We start from the raw sequence: 25,215 nt of genomic DNA, 5'->3' as shown, positions 1-25,215 counted from the left end.
CTGCAAGAAGGCGTTTCTATGAGATTATTTTTTGCCAAGGAAGCCTTCCTTGAAAATATTCAGTAAATATTCAAGCGTTGTCGGATCGCTATACGTGGAAGCTTCCGTATCAATCTCGATGACGTGCTTGTTTTTGACAGCAGGAATATTGTTCCACGTTTCGGTTTTCATGAATGAATTGTTGGCTGCCGAGCTTCTGCTCAGGACAAGATAGTCGCCGGCATAATTAGGGATAACCTCTTGAGAGAGCGCATAGTAGCCTGGGCCAAGGGCATCCTTTTTAACTTTCTCAGGCATGTTTAAACCCATCGCTTGATAGAGGACCTCGGTACCGCGAGCCCAGTTATTGCCGAATACATAGAAGTCCTTGGAATCTGTTTCAATGACGGATACGGTAGCCTGCTCACCGATTTTGGTTTTGATTTCTTTGCCGAGATCTGCCGCACGTTTCTTGAAATCATCGATCCACGTTTGCGCATCTTTTTCTTTATTCAGCAATTTGCCAATTTCAAGCTGTTGGGCCAGATAGTCCAGTTTGCCCCACGTATAGACGACCGTTGGCGCAATTTGTTTTAACTTTTCGATATTTTTCGATTCGGAGCCGGTTATGATGAGATCCGGTTTCTGCTCAATGATTTTCTCAAGTTCATTCTCTGAAACAACAGGGACGCCACTCAGTTTTTCTTTGAAAAGAGGGTTCTTGTTCGTCCATTCGTCGACTCCGACCAATGTGCCGCCTAGCGATAACACGTTCGGCGCATTCGTCAGGGCAACGATACGCTTAGGATTCGCCGGAACCTGAACAGGTCCGGTCTCGGATGCATAAGTCATCGTGCCGGAAGCCTCTTTGGCAGCGGCTGGCGCGTTCGAGCTTTGTGGGGATGCTGCAGGGCTATTGCTCGCCATATGGTTACCGCAAGCGGAAATAGCGAACATGAACACGAAGAGAATAGGTATAAAAAGCTTGTTTTTCATCTTGGAGTCTCCTTATAGGTGGAACTAAACCACACAATAATTGATAATGATAATCGATATCATCTAAACAAATATAGATTCTAGCTGTAAGTTTGTCAACGAGAATCTCATGTTTTAAGCAGCGGCGCGGATCTTCGACTTTTCACTGAAGAAAATGTTGCTTTTTGAAAAACGGATAGAACCTTTGTCGAATGCAAATTTATTAGCAGGGAATGTCGTGTTTTTGGTGAAATTGTTGCTAGGAGCTTACACGATGTGTTCCTTTTGCACGAAATAGAGAGAGGGGTCGTTCGATGTATAGACTATTAATTGTCGATGATGAGCCTAGACATAGGGATGGTTTAGCGAATCTGATCGGGAAATTAAGGCCGGAATACCATGTATTTAAGGCGAAAAATGGAAATGAAGCGCTTGGCCTTATGGCTGACAATCCCATTGATATTGTTTTTAGCGATATCCGTATGCCCCAGATGGATGGCTTGCAGCTGCTCGAACATCTGGATGCCTACGAGAAACCGCCCATTCTTGTCGTATTAAGCGGTTACCGACAATTCGAATATGCACAAAAAGCCATTAGCTTAGGGGTATGCGAATACTTGCTTAAACCTGTTGATGCAGCGACCTTGAAGAATACGTTGGAGAAGATTGAAAGAGAAATAGCCGTCAATCACACGCAGCTGCAAGAAAATGAAAATGCGCTCATGAAGCTCAATCAAACGCTCCCTATTTACAATGATCATCTGATGAATCAATGGGTTGCTGGTCATATCGAGGGGAAAAGTCTATCTGAATTGCGCAAATTACTTCCTCCTATCGAGGCGGGCACTATTCTGCTCACAGAGATCAATGCGTTTAGATCAGCGGATTATATCGATGATTTCCAGGCCAAACAGTTTCTTAAGGGGCAAATAGAGCAAACATTGGGGCCTGCAGCAGGCTCTGTTTCATTTTCCTTGGAGGACAGAAGAAGCATTCTCGTTACCGTCATATCCACCCGTTCATTCGAAATCTGCTCGCCTAAAACGCAGGATAAGCTGCGCGCATGCATTCGACAAATGAAGGAAGACGGATTGGAGATCACCATAGCGCTGGGAAGCCAATGCGAAGATATCATCCTGCAAGCTAAACAAGCCTTCGAAGATGCCAAACGGGCTTTATCGTATCAATTTTTTCTTGGTAGCGCTATCATTCTTTCGTTGGATGAGATTAGACCGGCAGCAAGCGGTAGGGTTCTCACCAAATATCGAGAAGAAGAGGAGCTGCTTGATGCTGTCCGGGAGTCGGATAAAGAGAAAACCGTGCGATTGATCACAGCCATTTTCGAAAAGCAAATCAATGAGGGGCTTCCGCTGCCTGAATCCTTTAAAGAGTTTATTCTGCGTATTGTGCTGCACCTGATCCATCAGTTTAAAGAGGTTATGCTTGAAGATTATTACAAAGATTTATTGCGAAGGGCCGAGGAGACGTTAAAACATAGCCCCTTTTATGCCATGATGAAAACTTCCGTTATCGATATGTTGAGCGAGATGATTGACACGATTCTGAAAACCAGAAATTGGAAAAAAGAAATGATTATCAAAACGTGTTTGCAATATATCGAGGAGCATTATGCCGAGGATTTATTTCTGGAGGCAGTGGCCAGCAAATTTTATTTTAACACGAGTTATTTCAGTCATTATTTCAAAGTAAACACCGGCATTTCGTTCAGCCAATACTTGCTTCGAACACGGCTCAGAAAAGGAAAAGAGCTGCTGGAGGAGACGGATTCCAAAATTTATGAGATATCCAAATTGATTGGTTTTAAGGATACGAAATATTTCAATCGCGTATTTAAAAAAGAATTTGGAGTCACACCTGAGGAGTACAGACGAATTACGGTGAACATTTTCAACGCGAATAAATAAAAAGCGAGTGGATGCGGCAATGAAGAAATATTTGAGACGGCTAGGTCAATTGCTGAGTGAGCTGAGGTTCAGAGACAAATTAACGATTTCTTATATTTTTCTTATTACAGTTCCGGCTGTGGTGATTGGCATTAAATATTACAATACAAGCTCTCAAATTATTCTGGAAAATGCCAGTAAACATATTTATGAAATTGTCAAAAAAGATAATCAAATTATTGATAACAGGCTAAATAAACTGCAAGAAAGCACCTTATCTACCATTTCCAATGTCGAATTATATACACTGTTAAACGCGATGAGCACCGATGATGATATGCAATTAATTCAAATGGACAAGCGGATCAAGGAAATATTAAACCAGTATTTTATTGAAAATGGTGATATATTTTCAGCGAATCTGCTCACGAGCTACTATGCTTTTGGAAGCAACAATGTATCCATTTCTCAGGAGAAGGTGCTGGATTCCAGCGTGTATAAGGATGCAAAGGATGCACAAGGAGGGCTTGTTTGGGTTCCCAATTACGAAGTGTCCGAAATCGTGAAAAGCGGAGAAATTCTGAATAACAATGTGAATAGCTTCTTTGCGGCCGCCCGTACGATCAACAGCACCTATTTCCAAAACGGCTCGATTCATTACATGAGTGAAGGCATCGAACGGCCCGTTCTGTTAATTAATGTAAAAATCGATATGTTTAATAGCGTGTTCGCTGATAGCCTGCCTGTAACGGGGGCCTTTACTTTTGTCCTCTCCCAGGATGGAAGGGTGATCTCTCCCTCGCAATCCAATCACATCAAATCGTACGCAGACTCAAACTGGTTTCAAGACGCGATGCTGCAAAAAAGCGGATCCTCGATCACGACGATTGGCGGCAAAAAGCTGCTGGTCTGCTTCGACCGCATGCAAACGACGGGCTGGATCACCGCAGCCTTCGTGCCGTATGATCAACTGATTGTCAACTTATCGAACCTCCGCACGTATACGCTCTATCTGAGCATCTTTCTCATGGTGTTGTCGGTTATCATTGCCTATTTTCTCTCAGGCTGGTTGACAAATCCGATTAAGAAATTGTTAGTTGCGACTCATTTAATCGGGATTGGTAAATTCACCACGAAGATTCCGGTTGTGTCGGATAAGGAGTTCAGCTTTCTTTTCACCAAATTCAACCAGATGAACGAGAAAATACAGCAATTGATTACCGAAAATTACGAGGTGAAATTAAGGGAGAAAGAAGCGGAGATTATGGCTTTAAATCTGCAACTGAATCCTCACTTTCTCTACAATACGTTAAATATTATTAACTGGATGGCTATTGATAAAAATCAGGATGACATTAGCCGCATGATTATCAGCTTATCCACGATGCTTGAGTATACCGTACATAATAAAAAAGAAGTCGTCCCTCTTCGAGAGGATATGAAGTGGCTGAAAGGCTATTTGCATATCATGAGCACTCGTTATGAAGGTATCTTTGGCGTTCAAATCGAGATTGACCCCTCCTTGGACAACTGCACGGTACCTAAACTATTTCTTCAGCCCATCATAGAAAACTCCATTATTCACGGATTTGAATCGCTTGAGAACGGCGGTATGATTCAAATTATCGGATGGCATAACGAATCGATGGTGCATTTTACTGTGCAGGATAACGGCAAGGGAATGGATGATTCCCAAAGAAAGCATATCATGAAAAACGATTCGGAGCATGTTGGGATTAGCAATATAGACAAACGGATTAAGCTGTTGTTCGGGCAAGAGTATGGAATCGCGATAGACTCCCAAGTCGGCGTAGGTACGAGTGTGCATATTGTGTTTCCATTTCGCAAATTCGAGAGCAGTGTGGACAATTTTTAGTACGGCGTCAATTTTATTGAAAATATAAGAATAGTCCACTAAACCAAAATCTTTCGAATATCCAAGATGTAAGCGCATTCGTTATAGTGGTATTACATAAGTCAAACCTTATGAAGAACCTAGAGCGATAAGGGAGGAAAGCAAATTGTTACAGAAAAAAAGAATGATGAAACGATCTCTCGTGGTTTTGTTTGCATCCATGATAACGCTCACCGGATGTACGACCGGTACGAGTACGAAAGAGGCGGCAGTAACACCAGCGGGAACGACGGCGCCTCAACCAAGCAAAGAAGCTGCTGCAACACCGGAAGCGAAGAAAGAACCCGTTAAATTAAAGTATACCTATTGGGGGAGCCCGCAAGAAAAAACAGCGATCGAGAACGCAACGAAAAAATTCACGGAAAAATATCCTTGGATTACGGTTGATCCCGTGTTCATTCCTGAATCGGATTATGACGCAAAAATTACAGCGATGGTGGCTGGTAATGAATCGCCGGATGCCGGCTATATGCACTCTGAGCTAGGGGAAGCATGGCAAAATGAAGAAAAATTCGTTAACATCAACGATTTGTTCGCAAACGACAAGGAAGTTAAAAAATCGGACTTCCTAGACTATATTTGGTTCAACGGCACAAAACCTAATTACACGTATGCGATAAGTTCAGCCGCAGAATCATTTGCTATTTTCTACAATAAAGATTTGTTTGCAGAGGCAAAAGTGGAGGCTCCTCCTGCGAAGGCTGAAAATGCATGGACGTGGGATCAATTCGTAGCAGCAGCGCAGAAGTTAACACTTGATAAAAATGGTAAAAATGCAGCTGACCCGGGTTTTGATCCTAATAACATCAAACAATTCGGTGTATCTTTTGAAAGCTGGTGGGGGCCGATAATGGCTCAAGTCGTGAATAACGGCGGCGATATCATCTCGAAAGATGGGAAAACATTCGCACTCGACCAACCGGAAGCAATTGAAGCGGTGCAAAGACTTGCAGATCTGATCAATAAATATCATGTTGCTCCATCCCCGACTCAAATGAAGTCGATTCCGTCTCAAGCTGTTGCGCTGCAATCCAAAATCGTCGCAATGAGTATGCATGGACAATGGATCAATCTTGATCTTGGAGCGGCAAAAGTGAACTACGGCATTGGGGCCCTACCGAAGATGAAGCAAAGCATCGCAATGGGCATTAGTGGTGCGAGCGTTATCTACAAATCGACGAAACATTTGGAAGAAACATGGATGCTGACCAAATTCCTGGCTGATCCTGCAGGCGCCATTGATTTGTATAAAGGCGGATTGTGGATGCCAACGATGAAGAAATGGTACACCGATCCTGCACTTGTAGCACAATGGGCGGAAAATAATCCTGCGCATCCGGAAGGCTTCAAAGACGCCTTTATGAACAACTTGTTGAATAATGGGGTGGCAAGCGCCGGTTACTATTTGATGAATTTCGGTAAAGTCACGGATATGACTTTCTCCGCCCTTGACCCTGTATGGCTTGGTAAATCAACGGCGGAAAAAGCGCTCAAAGATTTAGCTCCGAAAGTTCAACCGGAGATTAAAGGCCGATTTGGCGCTAACTAATGACTGAATAGGAGATTAGCAATGGATTTATCGATTAGTCGGCCTTCGTGCCGGCTAATCGAACAAATGATAGCAGGAGAGATAGCGATGGAGATTAGTACTGAGAATAAACTGGCTGTATCGACATCCAAGAAGATGCTGAAAAAAAGAGTCACTCGCGAGCTTTTCAACGGTTTATTGTTTGCTTCTCCCGTACTTTTTGGGTTTCTCATTTTCGTAGTTGGTCCCGTGCTTTATACCGTGTTTCTAAGCTTTACGAAATATAATATTGTCTCCGCTCCTCAGTTTGTTGGACTTGATAATTATGTACACCTGCTTTCAGGCAAAGACGCTTTCTATTATCCAGCCGTCAGGGCTACCTTCTATTATGTCATGATCAGTGTGCCTGCAGGTATCATTTTCTCGTTTTTCATTGCCATCTTACTGAATATGAAAATAAGAGGAAGAACGGTCTTTCGTGCCATATTTTATCTGCCTGTTATCATTCCGCTAGCAGCGTCTTCAATGATCTGGCTTTGGCTGCTGCAGCCGAATTTCGGCGTCGTCAATTTCCTACTTGAAACGTTTCATTTGCCAACATCCTTGTGGCTGTCGTCCGATGCAACCGTGATCCCGACCTTAATTCTCATCAGTTTGTGGACCACTGGAAACATGATCGTCATCTTTCTGGCAGGGCTACAGAATATACCGGCTCATCTGTATGAAGCGCTTGAAGTGGACGGTGGGAACAGCTTTCAAAAATTGGTTTATATTACGGTGCCTATGAGCTCTTCCATTATATTTTTCAATACGGTTATCGGTTTTATCAACGCTTTTCAAACGTTTGTTCAGCCTTACGTAATGACGCAAGGGGGACCTAATAAAGCGAGTTACTTATATGTTCTCTATCTGTTCAGAGAAGGCTTTCAATTTTCGAATTTTGGTACCTCAAGCGCGAGTGCCGTTCTTCTATTCTTGATTATTTTATTGTTCACCTGGGTGTTCTTCAAATTTTCAAAATCTCTTGTGTATTACGAAGGGCAGGAAGACCGCAAATGACAAATAGGAGTTCATTCAAGCTGCTTCTTGTGTATGTCATTTTAGTAATCGGCAGTCTCATTTGCTTATTCCCTTTTTATTGGATGGTTCGCACAGCGATTGTAGATATGGGGGAGATTTTTAAAAGTCCCCCGATCTTTCTTCCAACGACCATTCATTGGGATAACTTTAAGACCGCACTAAGCAGCCATCCATTCCATAGATATTTTCTCAACAGCACAATCGTTACAGGGCTTTCCATTGTTGGTGTCTTATTAAGCAGCTCACTTTGCGCTTACAGCTTCTCCAGAATTAACTGGGTTGGCAGAGACCGAGTGTTTGGCGTCATTCTGACCGGATTAATGCTCCCGTTCTTCGTCGTTATGATCCCTCATTTTATCGGTTGGAAATTATTGAACCTGACGGATTCTTTTGTTCCGTTAATTGCTCCAGCTTGGTTTGGCGGTGGTGTGTTTAACATTTTCTTGCTTCGCCAGTTCTTCATGTCCATTCCGAAAGAGATGGACGAGGCGGCTAAAATCGACGGCGCTAGCCATTTCCTGACGTATTGGAAAATTATACTGCCAATCGGCAAGCAATCGATGATTGTTGTAGGGTTGCTGACGTTTCTGGCCAGTTGGAACGACTACTTGGGACCGCTTGTTTTTATCACAAGCGAGAAAAACTATACGTTGATGCTTGGATTGACCTTGTTCCAAGGAACGTACTCTGCACAGTGGAATTACATGATGGCGGCAACCAGTGTAGTTGTTCTGCCGTCCTTGGTCTTATTCCTCATTGCGCAAAAACATTTGGTAGAAGGTATTGCGATGACCGGTGTGAAGGGATGAACGTTGCATAATCGAATCGCGAAGTTAACTACCTTAAGGGGGTGGTCCTCATGAACGGAATGATCAGCATCATAGATAAGCAAATGTGTAGCAGCAGGCTGTTCATTCCGCTAAGTCATTGTTTAGATGGCAGACAGTAGCTACCAAGGGGCATGTCACGGCTAAAATTCAATAGGAGGTAACAAATGAGAAAGTTCAAAAAATCAATTGGCAGAAAAATTTTGACGACATCATTAGTGTTCTCGTTAGCATCCATTTTCGGCGCATCCGTTTTCGCAGCAGATCCTAATTTTGTGAATAATAATGATCCCGGAATGCCTGTGTTTACGAATGCAGCCGGCAATGTCGTCGTACCTGCTGAACCTGCACCATTCAATGCGAGCAGCAGCCGAATGATGGATATGTATCAAGCGGACCTTGCCGCAGGCGGCACTTCCTACTGGATGGATCGCGTCCTCACGCGGAAAGGGAATGATCCGACAGGCACCTATTTGATGTCACGGGGTAAAGCCTTGTACATGTATACGAATAGTGCCACCGTCATAGGCTTTGGCAATAACATTGCCTATTTTGATTTGCTGAATCAAAAGGGGTACTCGGTTCAGATCCCTGGCGTAACCTTCACGCAGGATGCCAATAAACGCGTACAGACGCCAAGTTACTGGTCTGCCTTTTATAATGCGACGGGATATACGCTGGAAGAGACTAAATTCATTACAGATAATAACGTAGCTATCGACAATGTAACGATTACGAATACAGGCACAACGTCCAAAACCTTTGATTTAACCGCAGATTCACCATTCGCCAAAACGGCATCCAGTGATGGCACGGAGCTTTCCGGTACCTTTGATGTCAGGAATAATTTGACCAAAGTGTATCCAAAATTCAGCGGCACGGGCATGACGGCAAACAACGGGATTTTAACCAGATCCATCACTTTGGCGCCTAATGAGAAAATAACGGTGAAATTCCAAATGGGTTTCATCACGAATGAAATCCCGCAATCGCTTGTTGATTACAATAGATTTAAAGATTATGATGCCAACACCGCTTATCTCACGCAACTTCGTGAATATAACAAATGGTGGGCAGATAACGTTCCGTACATCGATGTAGCGGATGAGAATATCAAAAAGATCATCTATTATAGATGGTGGTTAAGCCGATTTAATTTCCTCGATGCCAATATTCCTGGGAATGACTATCAGTTCCCGATTTCCGTTGAAGGAGCTTTAGGCTACAACAACGCAATCGTATTAACCCAGCCGATGCATATGCAGGATCTAAAATATTTAAGAAGTCCGATTTATTCCTATGGCGATTGGGTGTCAGCGGGCGAAACTTCCAGGGACAGTCTGTTTACAGATAATCCAGGTAAACCTTCCAACTGGAATAACAGCTATTCCCAGTACATTGGGGATTCCGCTTTTCAAACATATGAAGTCCATGGCGGTCAAACGGAAATCCTGAAAAATTTGGCGCGATATTCGGAAAAGGATGCGAAAGGCCAGCTGGATCGTTTCGACACGAACAAAGACGGCGTCATCAATTATGATTGGGGTTCTCTAACAGGGAACGATGCTGATGGCAATGCTTTTCACTATTATGAAAAAAGAGGCAATATTGATCAAAATAGAACTGAGAGCGCTTTCGTGTATGGAAACGCGATGGCTTCAGCCAAAGCTTACCAACTGGCCGGCGATTCGGCAAAGGCAACTGAAATGTTCGCTTTTGCAGATAAGCTAAAGACCTCGTTCTTGTCCATCATGTGGGATGAGAGTTCGAAAATGTTTTTACAAAAGGATTTGTTGACGAATACATTTATTCCATGGAAAGAAGCAAACAATTACTATGCGTTCCAAATGGATGGACTGGTTCCCAAAGATGATCCTAAGTACTTGGAGTCACTTAGATATTGGGGAGACAGCGCCGAATTCCCTGTATTCCCATTCTATACGGCTAACCAGAAGGACAAAGCCTTATCGGTAGCGGCAGGCGTTGGCGGTTCCAATAACTTTGCCAACTTGAATGCATCAGGAAATATTCGACTCTTTACAGAAGTGCTTCGCAAATATCCGAACCAGCCTTACATAACAGCCGATATGTATAAGAAACTGATGTATTGGTTGGGATGGTCAACCGCTTATCAAGGGAATATCAACTACTTGGATAACAATGAGTATTGGTATAACTGGAACCCAACAACGAAACAAATCGGCGGAAGATCCGGCATTCACCACAATATTCTTGGTAATTACAACTATTCAGTCATTGAAGATATTATGGGCCTTGTACCTCGCACAGATGCAACGGTTGAGTTATGGCCTATTGATATCGGTTGGGATCACTTTACGGTGAATAATCTGCGATATCATGGCAACGACGTAACGATTGTCTGGGATAAACCAGGAGATGGAACTACGTACTATCCGAATGTTCAAGAAGGATATTCGATGTATGTGAACGGTACGTTAGTCATGAGAACGGATAAACTGGCTCATCTGGAATGGAATTCTGCGACAGGTGTCGTATCGATCTTAGACGGCAGCGGAGCAGTAGCAGCCGTACAGAACAGCAATACACAAATGAAGAGCGCTATGGATGTTGATTTGAATACGTATGACAGGGCAGCAGACTTGTTCCAGAAGGCCGGTGTGGATTTGACGCCGGAAACAGGCAATGCGGTTAACCTGGCTTTGGATTCAACCATGTCAGCTTCTTATACGCATCCGCAAACCTCAGCAGCAAATGCCAAAACAGGGTTCACGATCAGCGGTAACTTCTTTACTTCTGGTGCGTTTACCGCTAACCCGCCAATTTGGGGGTCGAGAGGATCAACCAACGCGCAAGATTGGTTAGAATCCGATTTGGGATCACCTAAGACATTTGATGATATCAAAATTTATTATTATAACGACAAACCGCAAAGCTTTTACAGAGAGCCATCCATGTATACCGTCCAATACTACGACGAAGCCACATCTGCATGGGTAGCTATTCCTAAACAGTACAAATCGCCAACACTGGCAAACTACAATCACATTCAATTCCCTGAAATTACAGCACAAAAGGTAAGAGTCCTGATGACTCCTAAGCCGGGTTCCAATGTAGGCGTCAAAGAACTTCAAATCTTCCGTACCGGTGTAAAAGCTCCGGAGGTTGTGAATACGCCGCCAGTGGTGACGGTCCAACAAGATACGACGGCGAAAATTCCGTTAAAAGCGAAACTGCTGGTCAATATGACGGATGACGGCCTGCCTAACGGTACGCTGGATACGAGCTGGTCGCTGAAAAGCGGAGTCCAAGGCGGTCAGGCTATCTTTACCAAGGATGCAGCTGGCAATACGATAGCTACTTTTAACAGACCAGGCAGCTATGTCATAACACTTACGGCAACAGACGGTGAATTGTCTACCAAAGTGGATGTCGCCGTGACGGTAGATCCTCTTCCGAATGCGGTGAATGTAGCTTTAACAGCTACGCCATCAACTTCCTTTGTTTCAACTTGGGAAAATCTGAATGCAATCAATGATGGTTATGATCCGACCAGCTCCACCGATAAAACAGGCGGCGCTTACGGAAACTGGAATAGCAGCCCTAAAACACAGTGGGTTGAGTACACGTGGGGAACACCGGTGAACATTTCGAAATCGGATGTTTATTGGTGGACAGATAACGGAGGTATTCTGGCACCTACGGACAGTAAGCTTCAATACTGGAATGGCACGCAATATGTGGATGTTCCAAATGCAGTGGGGAATGGTGTTGCACTCAACAAATATAATACAACGACGTTCTCACCGATTACGACGACGAAGCTGCGCATGACCGTTACAAGAGGCACGCAATGGACGGGAATTTTGGAGTGGAAGGTTTACACGACGCCAACAACAAGTGTGAAACCTGTGAAAGTAAGCACACTTCATGATGTACTGCCTGTCCTTCCGCCGACCGTTACGAAAGTTTTCGAAGATGGATCGACGGCTGCTGCAAGTGTCATCTGGGATGTTGTGACGCCAAGTCAAGTCGCAACGCCAGGAAGCTTCACGGTAAAAGGTACCGTTGAAGGAACAAATATTGAAGCTGAAGCTACCGTATATGTACGTGTAACAAATGAGGTAACGATTAACAGCATACCGGATGAGAATATTTCCATCACGGCTGGGCAACCTCTCGTATTACCATCGGTGATCGAAGCTTATTATAACGATGGCTCGGTTGATAATATCAACATCAAAGTCACATGGGATGCGTACGATCCGAATCTGTTGAATCAACCTGGAACCTTCACCATTCTTGGTACAGTACCAGGCAGCTCGGTAAAAGCCAAAGCCAATGTGACGGTGTATCCAAGGACGATTACCTCTCTAACAACGGCAACGGCTACAACGGCAGTTGGCGTAGCGCCGGTATTGCCGCAAACGGTAACAGCCGTATTCGATAACGGTACTACCGGTCCTGTCAATGTCGTCTGGAGCATAACGCCAGAACAATACGCAGCTACGGGAACAGTTACGCTTAACGGTACTGTCCAAGGCACAAGTATTGTAGCTCACCTGACGCTAACGGTCACGGCGAAAGCTATCACGAGCATTGCTCCGGTCAATGTAACGACAACTCCGGGAACAGCTCCTGTCCTGCCGAGTGTCGTAACGGCGACGTATAGCGACGGAACAACGGCCACTGTAAACGTCGTTTGGTCATCTATTGACCCAGCGCAATATGCGGCAGCCGGAACGTTCAGTGTCAATGGAACGATTGCTGGAACATCGGTTAAAGCAGTCGCCAATGTGACGGTACTTGCACCTCAAGTAACTTCATCTACATTGATTGGCCCTGAAGCTGTGAATCAGGCTCAATTGTTTGACTTGACCGTTGGAGTAAGCAGCGTGCAATCAAGCTTTACGACGATGGATGTCATTGTGAAATACGACCCTGCTAAGCTGGAATTTGACACGGTTACAAGCGGGAATGCCGTCTCCTTGGCAGAAAGTGCGATTAGCAACCTGAAAGGCAACTTTAAAGTGCTGGGTACTGCCGTCAAAGCCCAAAAAGGTGAAATTCGGGTGATCATGGCTAGCGAAGGTACAAACAATGCCATTAGCAGTCCGGGCGATTTATTCAGCCTTCATGCCAAAACAAAAGCAAGCGTTGAACCGGGCATCACGACGGTATCGTTGACGGGCTTTAAAGTTTCTTATGAAGGATCTGAAACAGGAGTCCCTGGTGCTTCCCTCAATATCCAAATTAACGTTGTGGATAAAGCTGATTTGATTACAGCCATTGCTGCTGCTCAAAGTAAATATGACAGCGCAGTTGAAGGTACTCAGGTTGGTCAATATCCGAGCGGTTCCAAAGCCACATTGCTGGCAGCTATTACTCAAGCATCGGCAGTAAGCAATAACCCTTCATCCACGCAAGCTGAAGTAGCTGCTGCGCTGAATGAGCTGAACGCTGCTGTCACTGCATTTAATAACTCTGTCATTACGGAAACAGATCCAGAACCAGGTACAGTTGATAAATCTCAATTAGCTGATGCTATTACTGCAGCACAAAGCAAGCTGGATGCAGCGGTAGAAGGCAACAAACTCGGCAAGTATGAGACTGGTTCGAAAGCGGTTCTGCAAGCAGCGATTGCAAGTGCTCAAGCTGTTCTTGACAAGTCCTCTTCGAGACAGCCGCAAGTGGATGCAGCAACGGCTGCATTGAATGAGGCCGTAGCAACATTCGCGACTAAGTTCATTACACTTGTTCCTGGTGCAACGAAAATTACGATTAATGACTTGTCCATCGTTGCTAAGTACTACGGCACTAAATCTGGAGATGCAAATTGGAACGAAATCGAAAAAGCAGATATCTACAACAATGGTGAAATTGACATTCAAGTCCTAGCAGCCGTTGCCAGAATGATTATTGACGATTGGATGCTGGAAAACTAATTCTTAGAATCGGGGAGGCGGCGGCTTACAGCCCCTCCCCGATCCTTATAGAAAGGAAGAATCGGCTTAATGACTCGCAAACTGTTTTCATTTAGCTTAGCTCTTCTGCTATTCACTACCTGGTTGCTGCCACAAACATTGCTGGCGGCGGATTCTCCTTCTTTTTTCCTTGAGATGAGCGACAAAACAAACGCAGGCAAAGAGGTACAAGTTACCGTTAAGGGTAAAAATTTGACGGACGTGTTTGCTTACGAATTCATTTTGCAATTTGATTCCAAGCGCCTGTTATTTAAAGACGGCAAAAGTGCGATATCCGGCTTTACTGTCAGTCCGATTATAAAGGGTGACCAGCTAACTTTTGCTCATACGAAGGTTGGACTTTCACCGGGGCAGAGTGGAGATCTCACGTTCTTCACGCTTAACTTTGAAGCCATTGAAGAGGGGGACGCCCTCATTCAGATAAAAGACGTGAAGTTAATTGACTCCGATTTGAAGATGACTACGCAAAAAGCAGAAACGCTGGCAACTATACAGATCGGCCAGATCCTTCTGACGGACATTGATCAGCACTGGGCGGAAGCTGCCATTCGGAGAGCCGTCAGTCTTGGTATCGTCAAGGGGTATGAAGACGGTACGTTCCGTCCGGAGCGTCCAGTATCACGCTCTGAGTTTGTCACGATGTTGATGCGTGCATTAAAACCTCCTGCAAGTGATAGTAAAGATCTGGCTTTTGCCGATGTCGATGTGATTCCGCAGTGGGCGAAAGAGCCTTTATCGGCAGCGGTGAAACAGAATGTCATTAACGGTTATGAAGATAACACGTTCCGTGGCGATAACCAGATTACCCGTACTGAAATGGTAACGGCTATTGTTCGTGTGCTCGGATTAAATGAAGAGGCCACCGAGAATACGTCCTTTGCGGATTATGAGTCGATTCCGGCTTATGCCAAAGGATTTGTTGCCGCAGCCCTTAAGGCCGAATTAGTGCAAGGGAAAGAAGACAATGCCTTCGCTCCTAATGATCCTACCACGCGAGCGGAAGCAGTAACATTAATCCTTAGAATGCTGGACATGAAATGATCATTGTTTAAATAGAAAGGTGATGGATCGTGAAACTTTTGACTAAAGTATGTTCAGCATTCCTGTCTTTCGTGATTGCGGCTCCTTTACTTGCATCCACTGGAACTGTTCTGGCTGCCGATCCTGTCGATTACCAACTGGATATCAACGCAGCGCAGCGGGGAGCTACGATAAGCCCGAACTTGAACGGCCTATTTCTGGAGGATATTAACTACGCCGGTGACGGAGGGTTGTATGCCGAGCTGGTTGAGAATCGTTCCTTCGAATTTCTTTCTGCGACGGGAAGTACGGCGAATTCGACACCGGCCCCACTTTTTGCCTGGAAATTGATACAAACTGGAGCGGGTGTCGGCACGATTACCGCACTAAAAACAAGTCCGTTAAATGCGAAAAACCCAACGTACCTGCAGCTGTCCGTGACTGCGCCGGGTGATGGTGTTGGCATTTCCAATGATGGTTATGATGGTATGGCCATTAAGAATGGCGACAATTACGATTTCTCCGTATACTTGCGCAGCAGCGATGCGTTAACGGAACCGGTCACGGTCAGTGTCATGGATCCGTCAGGGACGCAATCCTATGGCGAAGCTCAAATTGCAGGCTCTGCAATCAAGGGCACATGGAATAAGTTGACGGCAACGATTCAGGCTACAGGATCTGCAACCAATGCCAAGTTATTTATCAAAACAAAAAATACCGGTCGAATTGATATCGATATGGTCTCGCTATTCCCTCAGAAAACATGGAAAAATCGTCCTGGAGGGCTTAGAGCCGATCTGGTGCAAATGCTTGCGGATATGAATCCCAAGTTTCTAAGATTTCCAGGCGGAGCCATTGTCGGCGGTAAAAACATGTCCAATGCGTACAACTGGAAAAACACGATTGGGGATGTAGCGGAACGCCCAAATAACATTAATTTCTGGTCAACGGCCAACCGAGGTGAGAAAGGGGCGGCGCTAACCCAAAATCAATCGGGTGGTTTAGGCTTCTACGAATACTTCCAATTGGCAGAGGATCTGGGCTCGGAGCCGCTGCCGGTTGTTAACGTAGGCATGGTTGAGCAATTTCTGGTCGGCGGTCCCAACACGCCGTTGAGCGAGATTCAGCCCTATATCCAGGATGCGCTTGATCTCATCGAATATGCCAATGGCGATGCTTCCACGGAATGGGGCGCTAAGCGCGCTGCGGCTGGACATCCGGCTCCGTTCAATCTGAAATATATGAGCCTTGGCAACGAACATTGGGGACAGGATTATTATGATCGATATCCTTTGTTCTACGATGCGATTAAAGCCAAATATCCGTATATGAATCTCATTTTTTCAACGGGTGGCAGTGCGGACGTTGCTGCAGGCTGGAATTGGATGAACGACCCAAGTAAAGGAAAGGGCCGAGCGGAAGTCATCGATGAGCACTATTACACGAACGCCTCCTTTATGCTGAACAATACGAACAGATACGATAGTTACGACCGTAATTCCAAGCAGGTATTTGTCGGCGAATATGCGGTTAAAAACGATGCGGGTTCCGCCAATAATGGCGATGGGAATACTGGCAACTCGATGAAAGGCGCTCTTGCCGAAGCGGCGTATATGACGGGACTTGAGCGTAATGGGGATATTGTGAAGTTTGCCTCGTATGCGCCAACCTTTGCCAAGCTTGGAAGCGCAGGCGGAAATACGTATACGCAGTGGTGGCCTGATCTCATTTTCTTTAATAATTCGAAAGTCTATGGGACGACATCCTACCAGGTTCAGAAGTTATTCAGCAGTAACACGAGTAAAAGCTCTTATGTACTGCCTAGCACCCTATCCAAACCTAACGCGAGCGCCTTAGCAGGCGTATACTCGGCAGTCAGTAAGGATCTATCCACTGGGGATATTGTTGTGAAACTAGTAAACAACTCCAGTGCTGCGCAAAACACTCGTATTCATTTGGATGGGATCAACGCAGCCAACCTGTCGCTGGAAGGAACGGCAACGGTACTTGCTGCTAACGCTTTGACCGACGAGAATTCGTTAGCGAATCCAACAAAAGTTGCCCCGCAAACACAGGCTATCTCTGCAGTAAGTCCACTATTCGACTATAGCTTGCCTAAATATTCGGTGACGGTTTTGCGTTTGCACACAACAGGAGAGAATCCGTTAGACATCCTTAGTATTCCTTGTATTACCTTGGATGCTGTTGTGAACAAAGCACCGAAATTACCAACGACTGTAACAGCGATACTTAAAAATGGCACGACGACGAAAGTAACGGTTACTTGGGATCCAGTCGATGTCTCGAAGTTCTCTACAGTAGGCAATGTCTTTATCGTTAATGGCGTAGTCCCAAGTACATCTGAGAAAGCGATGGCGATCGTAACGGTCATTGGAACGCCGTCGTTAACAAGCATTGATCCGGTTTCCGTCTCCACGCGAGCTGGCGTAGCACCTTTCCTACCAACGACCGTGAAAGCTAACTATTCGGATCAGAGCAATGATTATGTTGGCGTCACATGGGAACAGCCGGATGCAACGAAATATGCGCAAGCGGGTACGTTCACCGTGGAAGGAGCGGTTGCAGGCACGACAATAAAAGCCGTTGCGAATGTGACGGTAACACCGGGTCCTGCAGCAGGAACAGACTTAATGCTCTGGTACAAATTTGACGAGGGCAGCGGAACGACGCTTACCGATTCGTCCAATAAAGGGAATACCGGAACGTTAAAAACAACTTCGGGAGGTTCAGCCACTTGGGTGGCAGGAGGGCATGACGGCGCAGGATTGAACTTGAACGGCGGCAAAATTGACGCCGGTACGAGCCGAGATTTGCAGCCGGCGGATATTACCGTCTCCTTCTGGTTCAAGCGCACAGCCAGCATCAGCGGTGAACAGGTCGTCGCATGGTTCAAGCCGAATGGCAATTATGCGGGACAGGGCTTTTTCATCACCTTCAATGGCGCGATTATTATGATGATTGACGGCACGAACCTGTTCAAGGTGGCCCAAGCACCAAATACTTTCTTCCCACTAAATGAATGGACGCATGTCGCGTTTACGTTTAACTCGGTTACCAAGCAAGGCGCTATTTATAAAAACGGCACAGCCCAGCAGGTGGTTGTTGAGGGAGCGCTAACTGGCATTACGCCTACGGCTGACCCTAAATTAATCGGCGTTAGCGGTTATTCGGACGGCGCACCGTTAAAGGGCGGAGTGTTGGATGATTTCCAAATTTATAATCTGGATAAGAGTCCACAAGAAGTTCAGACCATCTATCAAGGGAAGCAAATTGCAAGCATTAACGAGATCAACGTTACGACGGAAGCGGGAACAGCTCCAGTATTACCGACTGTTGTAACAGCGGTGTATAGCGACTCCTCAACATCGCCCGTAAATGTCACGTGGGATGCCGTTGATCCATCCAAGTATGCGCAAGAGGGCACATTCATTGTAAATGGTACGGCTCAAGGTACAGCAGTCAAAGCAAAAGCGAATGTTACGGTCGTTTCAGCAGGCGTCACAGCAGCGACATTAACGGGACCTTCTTCCGTTGGCAGCGCTCAGGCTTTTGATTTGAGCATTGGCGTGAATAAACTGCGCACCAGCTTCATGACATTGAATATGGTGCTCAATTATGACCCAAGCAAAGTGCAATTCGAAACAAAAACGAATAGCAACGGCACGCTTTCCTTGGCAGACAATGTACTGAGTCCTGCGAAAGCTAATTTCCGAGTGCTGGATACAGGTGTAAAAGCGGATAAAGGCCAAATTATGATTCTTATGGCCGGTGAAGGAACCAATAATGAAGTCAGCGAGTCAGGTCCGCTGTTAACTGTACACGCTCGTGCGCAAGCCGTAAGCGATACGGTCACAACTAGCGTCTACATCTCTGACTTTGAAATATCTAAAGACGGTGTGGGCAGAGCGGTAGAAGGCGCAACTCACGCGTTTGAAATCACCGTAGACAGACAAAACGTGGATACATCGCTACTAAACGCGGCCATATCGCAAGCTCAAAGCAAATTGGATACGACAAAAGAAGGCACGACCATCGGTACGTATCCGGCAGCAGCGAGATCAGCCTTGCAGGCAGCAATTAACAGTGCACAAGTAACAGCGAACAACGCATCTTCGCAAAATCAAGTGGATGCAGCGGTCGTCAGCTTGCAAGCTGCTGTACAAACTTACATCACCACTTTCATCACATTAATTCCGGGTCAAACAAGAATTACGCTGAATGATTTGTCGTTAATTGCCAAGTATTACGGAACGACGTCTTCAGATGCCAACTGGCCTCTGATTGAGAAAGCCGACATCTACCATAATGGCGTTATTGACATTCATGCACTGGCGGCAGTAGCAAAAATGATTCTCGATGACTGGTTAAACGAGGAATAGTTAATTGCACGAAGGCAGACCTGTCATCCTTGGATGACGGGTCTCGCTGTGATTTCTAAGGATGATACTATGAATAGTAAAGGGGAGCCTTTCCATGACATTATCGATCGCAAGACCTGTTCCATTGAAACAAATCCAGATTACGGATGATTTCTGGTCCGAGTATATTCGATTGGTTCGTGAAGTTGTTGTTCCTTATCAGTGGGAAGCGTTGAATGATCGAATTGAGGGGGCGGAGCCAAGCCATGCGATGAAAAATTTCAAAATTGCGGCGGGTTTGGAGACCGGCGAGTTCTATGGGATGGTTTTTCAAGACAGCGATGTTTCGAAGTGGCTTGAAGCCGTGAGTTACTTATTGGAGACAAGGAAAGACCCGGAACTGGAACAATTGACTGACGAGGTTATTGATATTATTGTCCTGGCTCAGCAGAAAGATGGGTACTTAAACACCTATTTTACGCTCAAAGAACCGGAGAACAGATGGACGAATCTTGCGGAGTGCCATGAGCTTTACTGTGCAGGCCATTTTATTGAAGCAGCCGTTGCTTATTACAACTCGACAGGGAAAGAAAAGGTGCTCGAAGTAGCTTGCCGTCTAGCCGATTGCATCGACCAGGTGTTTGGGCCTGGACCGGATAATTTGAACGGATATGACGGGCATCAAGAAATTGAATTAGCGCTGGTTAAGCTGTACAATGTCACACAGAATGAAAGATATTTGAGATTAAGTCAGTTTTTTCTGGACGAAAGAGGGAAAGAGCCGAGTTTTTATGAAATGGAGTATCAGCGCCGCAATGGGAAGGTCCATTTTCCAGCGTTAGATATTGTTCATGATCGGGCCTACAGTCAAGCCCATAAACCGATTCGAGAGCAGCACACGGCAGAGGGGCATGCGGTGCGTGCCGTTTATATGTGCACGGGGATGGCCGATGTAGCGGCGCAGACAGGGGATGCGGAACTGCTTGAAGCTTGCCGTCGATTATGGAGGAATATTGTCAGCAAACGGATGTACATAACGGGAGCAATTGGCTCAATGGAGTACGGGGAGTCATTTTCGCTGGATTATGATCTGCCTAACGATACCGCTTATGCGGAGACTTGCGCCTCGATCGGCTTGATTTTCTTCGCACAGCGCATGCTGCAAATGGAGGCCAAAAGCGAGTACGCGGATGTCATGGAGCAAGCGCTCTACAATACCGTGATCAGTGGGATGTCGCGCGACGGGAAACGGTTTTTCTACGTGAACCCATTAGAGGTATGGCCGGATGCCATCGGTAAAAATCACACGGTGAACCATGTGAAGGCAGAGCGTCAAGGATGGTTCGGGTGTGCGTGCTGCCCGCCGAATATTGCGCGTTTGCTCGCTTCGTTAGGCCACTATGTGTATAACATTCAGGGGCGAACGATTTATGCGAACTTGTACATCGGCAATCAAGCGACTTTGCAAATAGAAGGGCAGCAGGTAAAGATTGAGCAGCAATCTCAATTTCCTTGGAATGGACTCGTACGCTTTCACATTGACGTTGAGCGGGAGACGGAATTTACCTTAGCGCTCCGAATACCGAAATGGTGCCGGGAAGCGAAGCTCGTCGTTCAAAATGAACTCATTTCACTTCCTGATGTTTGTGTAGATGGCTATGCCTATATCCATAGAAAATGGCAGCCAGGCGATCGCGTAGAACTGGATCTGGCCATGCCGGTCAACCGGATGACGGGTCATCCGCAGGTGCGAGAAACCATTGGCAAAGTTGCGCTTCAACGTGGACCGCTGGTGTATTGCATTGAAGAGGTGGATAATGGACCGAATCTGCATCAAGTTCTTTTGCAGCGGCAGTCGGCCTACGAGCTTCAATTCGAGCCTGATGTTGTTGGAGGCCTTCAGACCATTTCGGTTCCTGCCTATCGGTTAGCATCCAGCGAGTGGGGAGACCAATTGTACATGACCAGCGCAGAAACCCCTCTGGAAGAGGTCAATTTGAAGTTTATTCCGTATTATGCGTGGGCCAACAGGGGGCGTGGTGAAATGTCCGTCTGGGTAAAAGCGTAGCGATTGCCGGCTAATCCGCCGGTTTTCCTGTGCAGCTCCCGACATGATATAATGAACCCGATTAACAGCAGGAGATGATCGTCGGATGGGGTTCGCGAAAGTTTATTTAGCCTACTTGAAAAATAATTTATTCATGAGACTGCTGCTCCTGTTTTCACTCATTACGATTATTACGATTATTTCCTTTTCTTTTTACATGTATCACTCGATGTCGCAAGCCGCGATCAACCGGGAGCTGGATATACAAAAGAAGGCCATGATGAACGTTAATAATTATTTGGGACAGAAGTATGACGCGGCGCAGTCCATTTTATTCGGGTTATATCGGGATAGTTCGCTGGCCGCGGGCGTATCCTTCATGCTGCAGCATCCGTTTCAAGAATATGTGCAGCATAGCCTTGAACAAAATAATTTGGGTGGAAACAGCACATGGAATGATGGTTTGGAGTATTTCAAAAACCACTTGGAAGATGACGAGGATATTCGCAATATCATGTTGTACAGCGTGGAGCAGCAGGACTTGTACGTTCTGAGCCACAACCGGCCGATGAGGCTCATATCCGCGAACGCGGCGCACTCGTATATTCCGGAAGTGATGGCGCTCGACAGCAAGAGTGTCACGCTTCCGAATATTTGGGTGCGCGAAGCCGCGGATCAGTGGGATAACCATCTATATGCCGTGCGGACGCCGATCAATGATAAACAAACGTTGAAAAACATCGGTCAACAGCTTGTTTATTTCAGTTCGGACAGCATTTGGAAAGTGTTATCCGATGAGCAGAAGGATCTGAAAGGGGCGATTCTCGTCCTGTCGTCAGAAGGCGGCGTCCTTTTCGACTCCTCAGATCAGTATTATGGCAAGCTTTATCCATACATGGATCAAGTGAATGCGATGTATGAGCACAGCGAGATGAATAATAACAATTATGTGACGAAGCTTACGCAAAATAAAGGTGATTTTATCGTCGTCGGCCTGATGCCCAAAGAGGAGCTTTCCGCTTCTTCGTGGCGGATCGGGAGCACGATTTTTTCAATTAGTGCCATATGTATTGCTATCGCGATCTTGCTGCCCTCGTTGGTCGTGCTGAATGTCGCCAAGCGAACGAACCTGATTATCCGCTTCACCCGGAAGGTCAAACAAGGCGATTTGACAGCACGGATTCAGGACAGTCGGGAGGACGAGTTGGGCCAGATTTCCCGCAGCTTTAACGAGATGATCGATGAGTTGAACCAATATATCGACCGCGTATATAAGGCGGATATTAAGCAGAAACATACGGAATTAACAGCGCTGCAAGCTCGTGTGAATCCACACTTTTTATACAATACACTGGAAGTGATCCGCATGCGGGCGATATCCCAAGGCGCTCATGACGTTGGCGAAATGATCTACAGCTTATCAGCGTTATTTCGCAGTTTTGTCCAGCAGAAGAAAGTGTACACGTTGAAGGATGAGCTGGAAGCCTGCCGTTTGTATTTGGAGCTGTTTCAGATTCGCTACAAAGATAAATTTACGTACACAATCGAATGGGATCGGAAGCTCGCTCCTCTTCGCATTATGAAAATGTCGCTGCAGCCTATTATTGAGAACTACATCGTGCATGGGTTGCGTAATGAGAGCAACGATAACAAGCTGCAAATTCGAGTCCATCAAATGGACGAATTCCTGCACGTTCAAGTGACAGACAACGGCAATGGGATAGCACCAGAACGTTTGAAAGAGATTGAGCAGCGCCTGCAAATGGAGGAGTCGGAAGACGAATCGTTTGGTCTGCGGAGCATTCATCAACGACTGAAGCTTCTCTATGGAAGTAAATACGGCATCGAGCTGCGAAGTTCGCCAGGGCATGGAACGACCGTAGATGTCTGGCTGCCTGCAGACGGCGGGAAGGAGGATTACGATGTTTAGGGTTTTTATCGTGGATGATGAACCGTTTATTGTAGAAGGATTGTACGACATTATCGACTGGGCGGAAATGGGGCTGGAGATTGTTGGACATGCCGGCAACGGTCAAAAAGCGCTGGATGCTTTACAGGAAACGACCGTGGACATCCTCTTGACGGATATCTCCATGCCTGTGATGAATGGGTTGGACTTGATTCGGGGTGCCCGGATTCACCACCCGGATCTGAAAGTCATCGTGCTCAGCGGATTCGATGAATTCAGTTATTTAAAAGAAGGCATGATGCTGGGCATCGAAAACTATCTGCTGAAGCCTATCAATATCAAAGAGCTCAAAGCAACTCTGCACAATACAGTTGAGAAGCTGAATTCTACGAAAGAGACCCGGCTGGTTCAAGCGTACAGCAAGCAAATTCTGAAAGACAACACCTTGCAGCGCTGGCTGACGCACCAGATTGGGCCGACGGAATTCTACGAACGAGCGGAATTACTGGGCTTCAACCTGGATTGCCCGTATATGGTAGTCTCCGTATTGCGGACAGAAGCCAATGGCGCGGAGGTTTTTGAGGTACTCTCACAGCGAGTGGAGGAACATGACGGGTTGACGTCCTTCTACGATATGGATGGCGACATCGTGCTGCTTGCGGTTATGAATGATGCGGAACGCGGCAGAAAAGCATTGAAGGATTTGCTTCGACAATTCCAAATCGATCTGCATGACCGTTTACTCCGCATCACGGTAGGCAGTGTTGAACAGCTTCCTGAACAAACAGGAGAGAGCTATGCAAGCGCGAAGAAAGCACAGGAGTATTTCTGGGTATATCCGGAGCTCTTTCTGATTGATGTTAGCGACTTAGCGTTCCATGAAGGCCATCCTAAGGTAGATTTCTCGATTATTGACTGGGCTAGTTATGCCAAACTGATCGTGGCCAAAGATCTGGAACATTTAAAGCCGCAAATTCAGAGTGATTTCAAGCGGATTCAGGCGCTGCCGGGAATTGCCCCGCAGCATTTTCAAGATATTGCTTTTGAGATGGTCATTCATTTCAAAATGGAGCTTAAGGCGATCCGCCACACCGAGGAACAGGACGTATACAATCAAGCTTTTCAACAAATCAGGAGCTCGGTGACGCTTGACGATTTGGAAAAGGCGATTCTGGAAGTTGCCGAGATGACGGTCGGATTATTAATCTCTGACGTTCGAAGTCCGATCGTGCAGCAAGTATTGAAATATATTCACGAATCGTACGAGGATGAGCTTTCTCTCAAAATGTTAGGCGCCCACTATCATATTCATCCGGTTTATTTAGGGCAGCTGTTTCACAAAGAAATTAACGAGTCTTTTACGGAATATATCAATCGGTACCGGATCGAGAAGGCCAAGGAAATGCTTAAAACAACCCATTTGAAAGTTCATGTCATTGCCAAAGATGTGGGCTATTGGGAAGTCGGTTATTTCTATAAACAGTTCAAAAAGTATGTGGGAATATCCCCGACCGATTATAGAGGACTGCTCTAGGGTAAACTGGAGTGCAGTCCTTTTTTTGTTTTTTCTTTGATTTGTACATGCTTACATTTAATTTATCGTCTATTTGTAAATGCTTTCATAGGTTACTGTAAATATAGCCCCTCGGGCGTTATACAATAGAGCACTGAACAGGGAGGATACACACA

12 protein-coding genes are annotated in these 25,215 nt (G+C 45.8%); 11 read left to right on the top strand and 1 reads right to left on the bottom strand.

Going from position 1 to position 25,215, the window contains the following annotated elements; all coding sequences use genetic code 11:
- Positions 1 to 24: 24 nt before the first annotated feature.
- Positions 25 to 975: an iron-hydroxamate ABC transporter substrate-binding protein gene (locus ACKTT9_RS26560; protein WP_407868266.1), complete on the bottom strand. Its 951-nt coding sequence runs from the start codon at positions 973 to 975 to the stop codon at positions 25 to 27.
- Between the two features lie 293 nt (positions 976 to 1,268).
- Between ACKTT9_RS26560 and ACKTT9_RS26555 the strand changes: the two genes are divergently transcribed.
- From ACKTT9_RS26555 to ACKTT9_RS26505, 11 genes are all read left to right on the top strand, one after another.
- On the top strand, positions 1,269 to 2,879 hold the full coding sequence (locus tag ACKTT9_RS26555; protein ID WP_407868265.1) for a response regulator: 1,611 nt from the start codon (positions 1,269 to 1,271) through the stop codon (positions 2,877 to 2,879).
- A 19-nt stretch (positions 2,880 to 2,898) separates the two neighbouring features.
- Positions 2,899 to 4,734: a sensor histidine kinase gene (locus tag ACKTT9_RS26550; RefSeq protein WP_407868264.1), complete on the top strand. Its 1,836-nt coding sequence runs from the start codon at positions 2,899 to 2,901 to the stop codon at positions 4,732 to 4,734.
- A gap of 145 nt (positions 4,735 to 4,879) precedes the next feature.
- Complete coding sequence (locus ACKTT9_RS26545; RefSeq protein WP_407868263.1) at positions 4,880 to 6,322, top strand: ABC transporter substrate-binding protein; 1,443 nt, start codon at positions 4,880 to 4,882, stop codon at positions 6,320 to 6,322.
- Positions 6,323 to 6,409: 87 nt separating this feature from the next.
- A complete protein-coding gene (locus ACKTT9_RS26540; protein ID WP_407868262.1) occupies positions 6,410 to 7,360 on the top strand; it encodes a carbohydrate ABC transporter permease in 951 nt (316 codons plus the stop codon).
- Positions 7,357 to 8,190 (top strand): carbohydrate ABC transporter permease, encoded by an 834-nt coding sequence (locus ACKTT9_RS26535; RefSeq protein WP_157326108.1) that lies wholly within the window; start codon positions 7,357 to 7,359, stop codon positions 8,188 to 8,190. The genes ACKTT9_RS26540 and ACKTT9_RS26535 overlap by 4 nt, the downstream gene beginning before the upstream one ends.
- A 185-nt stretch (positions 8,191 to 8,375) precedes the next feature.
- Entirely contained in the window at positions 8,376 to 14,132 is a 5,757-nt protein-coding gene (locus ACKTT9_RS26530) for an Ig-like domain-containing protein (RefSeq protein WP_407868261.1), read from the top strand.
- A gap of 69 nt (positions 14,133 to 14,201) precedes the next feature.
- On the top strand, positions 14,202 to 15,212 hold the full coding sequence (locus tag ACKTT9_RS26525; protein ID WP_407868260.1) for an S-layer homology domain-containing protein: 1,011 nt from the start codon (positions 14,202 to 14,204) through the stop codon (positions 15,210 to 15,212).
- 29 nt (positions 15,213 to 15,241) lie between these two features.
- Complete coding sequence (locus ACKTT9_RS26520; RefSeq protein ID WP_407868259.1) at positions 15,242 to 19,591, top strand: Ig-like domain-containing protein; 4,350 nt, start codon at positions 15,242 to 15,244, stop codon at positions 19,589 to 19,591.
- Between the two features lie 94 nt (positions 19,592 to 19,685).
- Positions 19,686 to 21,638 (top strand): glycoside hydrolase family 127 protein, encoded by a 1,953-nt coding sequence (locus ACKTT9_RS26515; protein WP_407868258.1) that lies wholly within the window; start codon positions 19,686 to 19,688, stop codon positions 21,636 to 21,638.
- Positions 21,639 to 21,723: 85 nt separating this feature from the next.
- A complete protein-coding gene (locus ACKTT9_RS26510; protein WP_407868257.1) occupies positions 21,724 to 23,547 on the top strand; it encodes a sensor histidine kinase in 1,824 nt (607 codons plus the stop codon).
- Entirely contained in the window at positions 23,540 to 25,060 is a 1,521-nt protein-coding gene (locus ACKTT9_RS26505) for a response regulator (protein WP_407868256.1), read from the top strand. The genes ACKTT9_RS26510 and ACKTT9_RS26505 overlap by 8 nt, the downstream gene beginning before the upstream one ends.
- Positions 25,061 to 25,215: the final 155 nt, after the last annotated feature.

Origin of the sequence: Paenibacillus sp. P36 (assembly GCF_045866505.1) — a bacterium.
Classification (GTDB): Bacteria; Bacillota; Bacilli; order Paenibacillales; family NBRC-103111; genus Paenibacillus_E; species Paenibacillus_E chondroitinus.
This window is presented reverse-complemented; position numbering and strand designations above follow the sequence as displayed.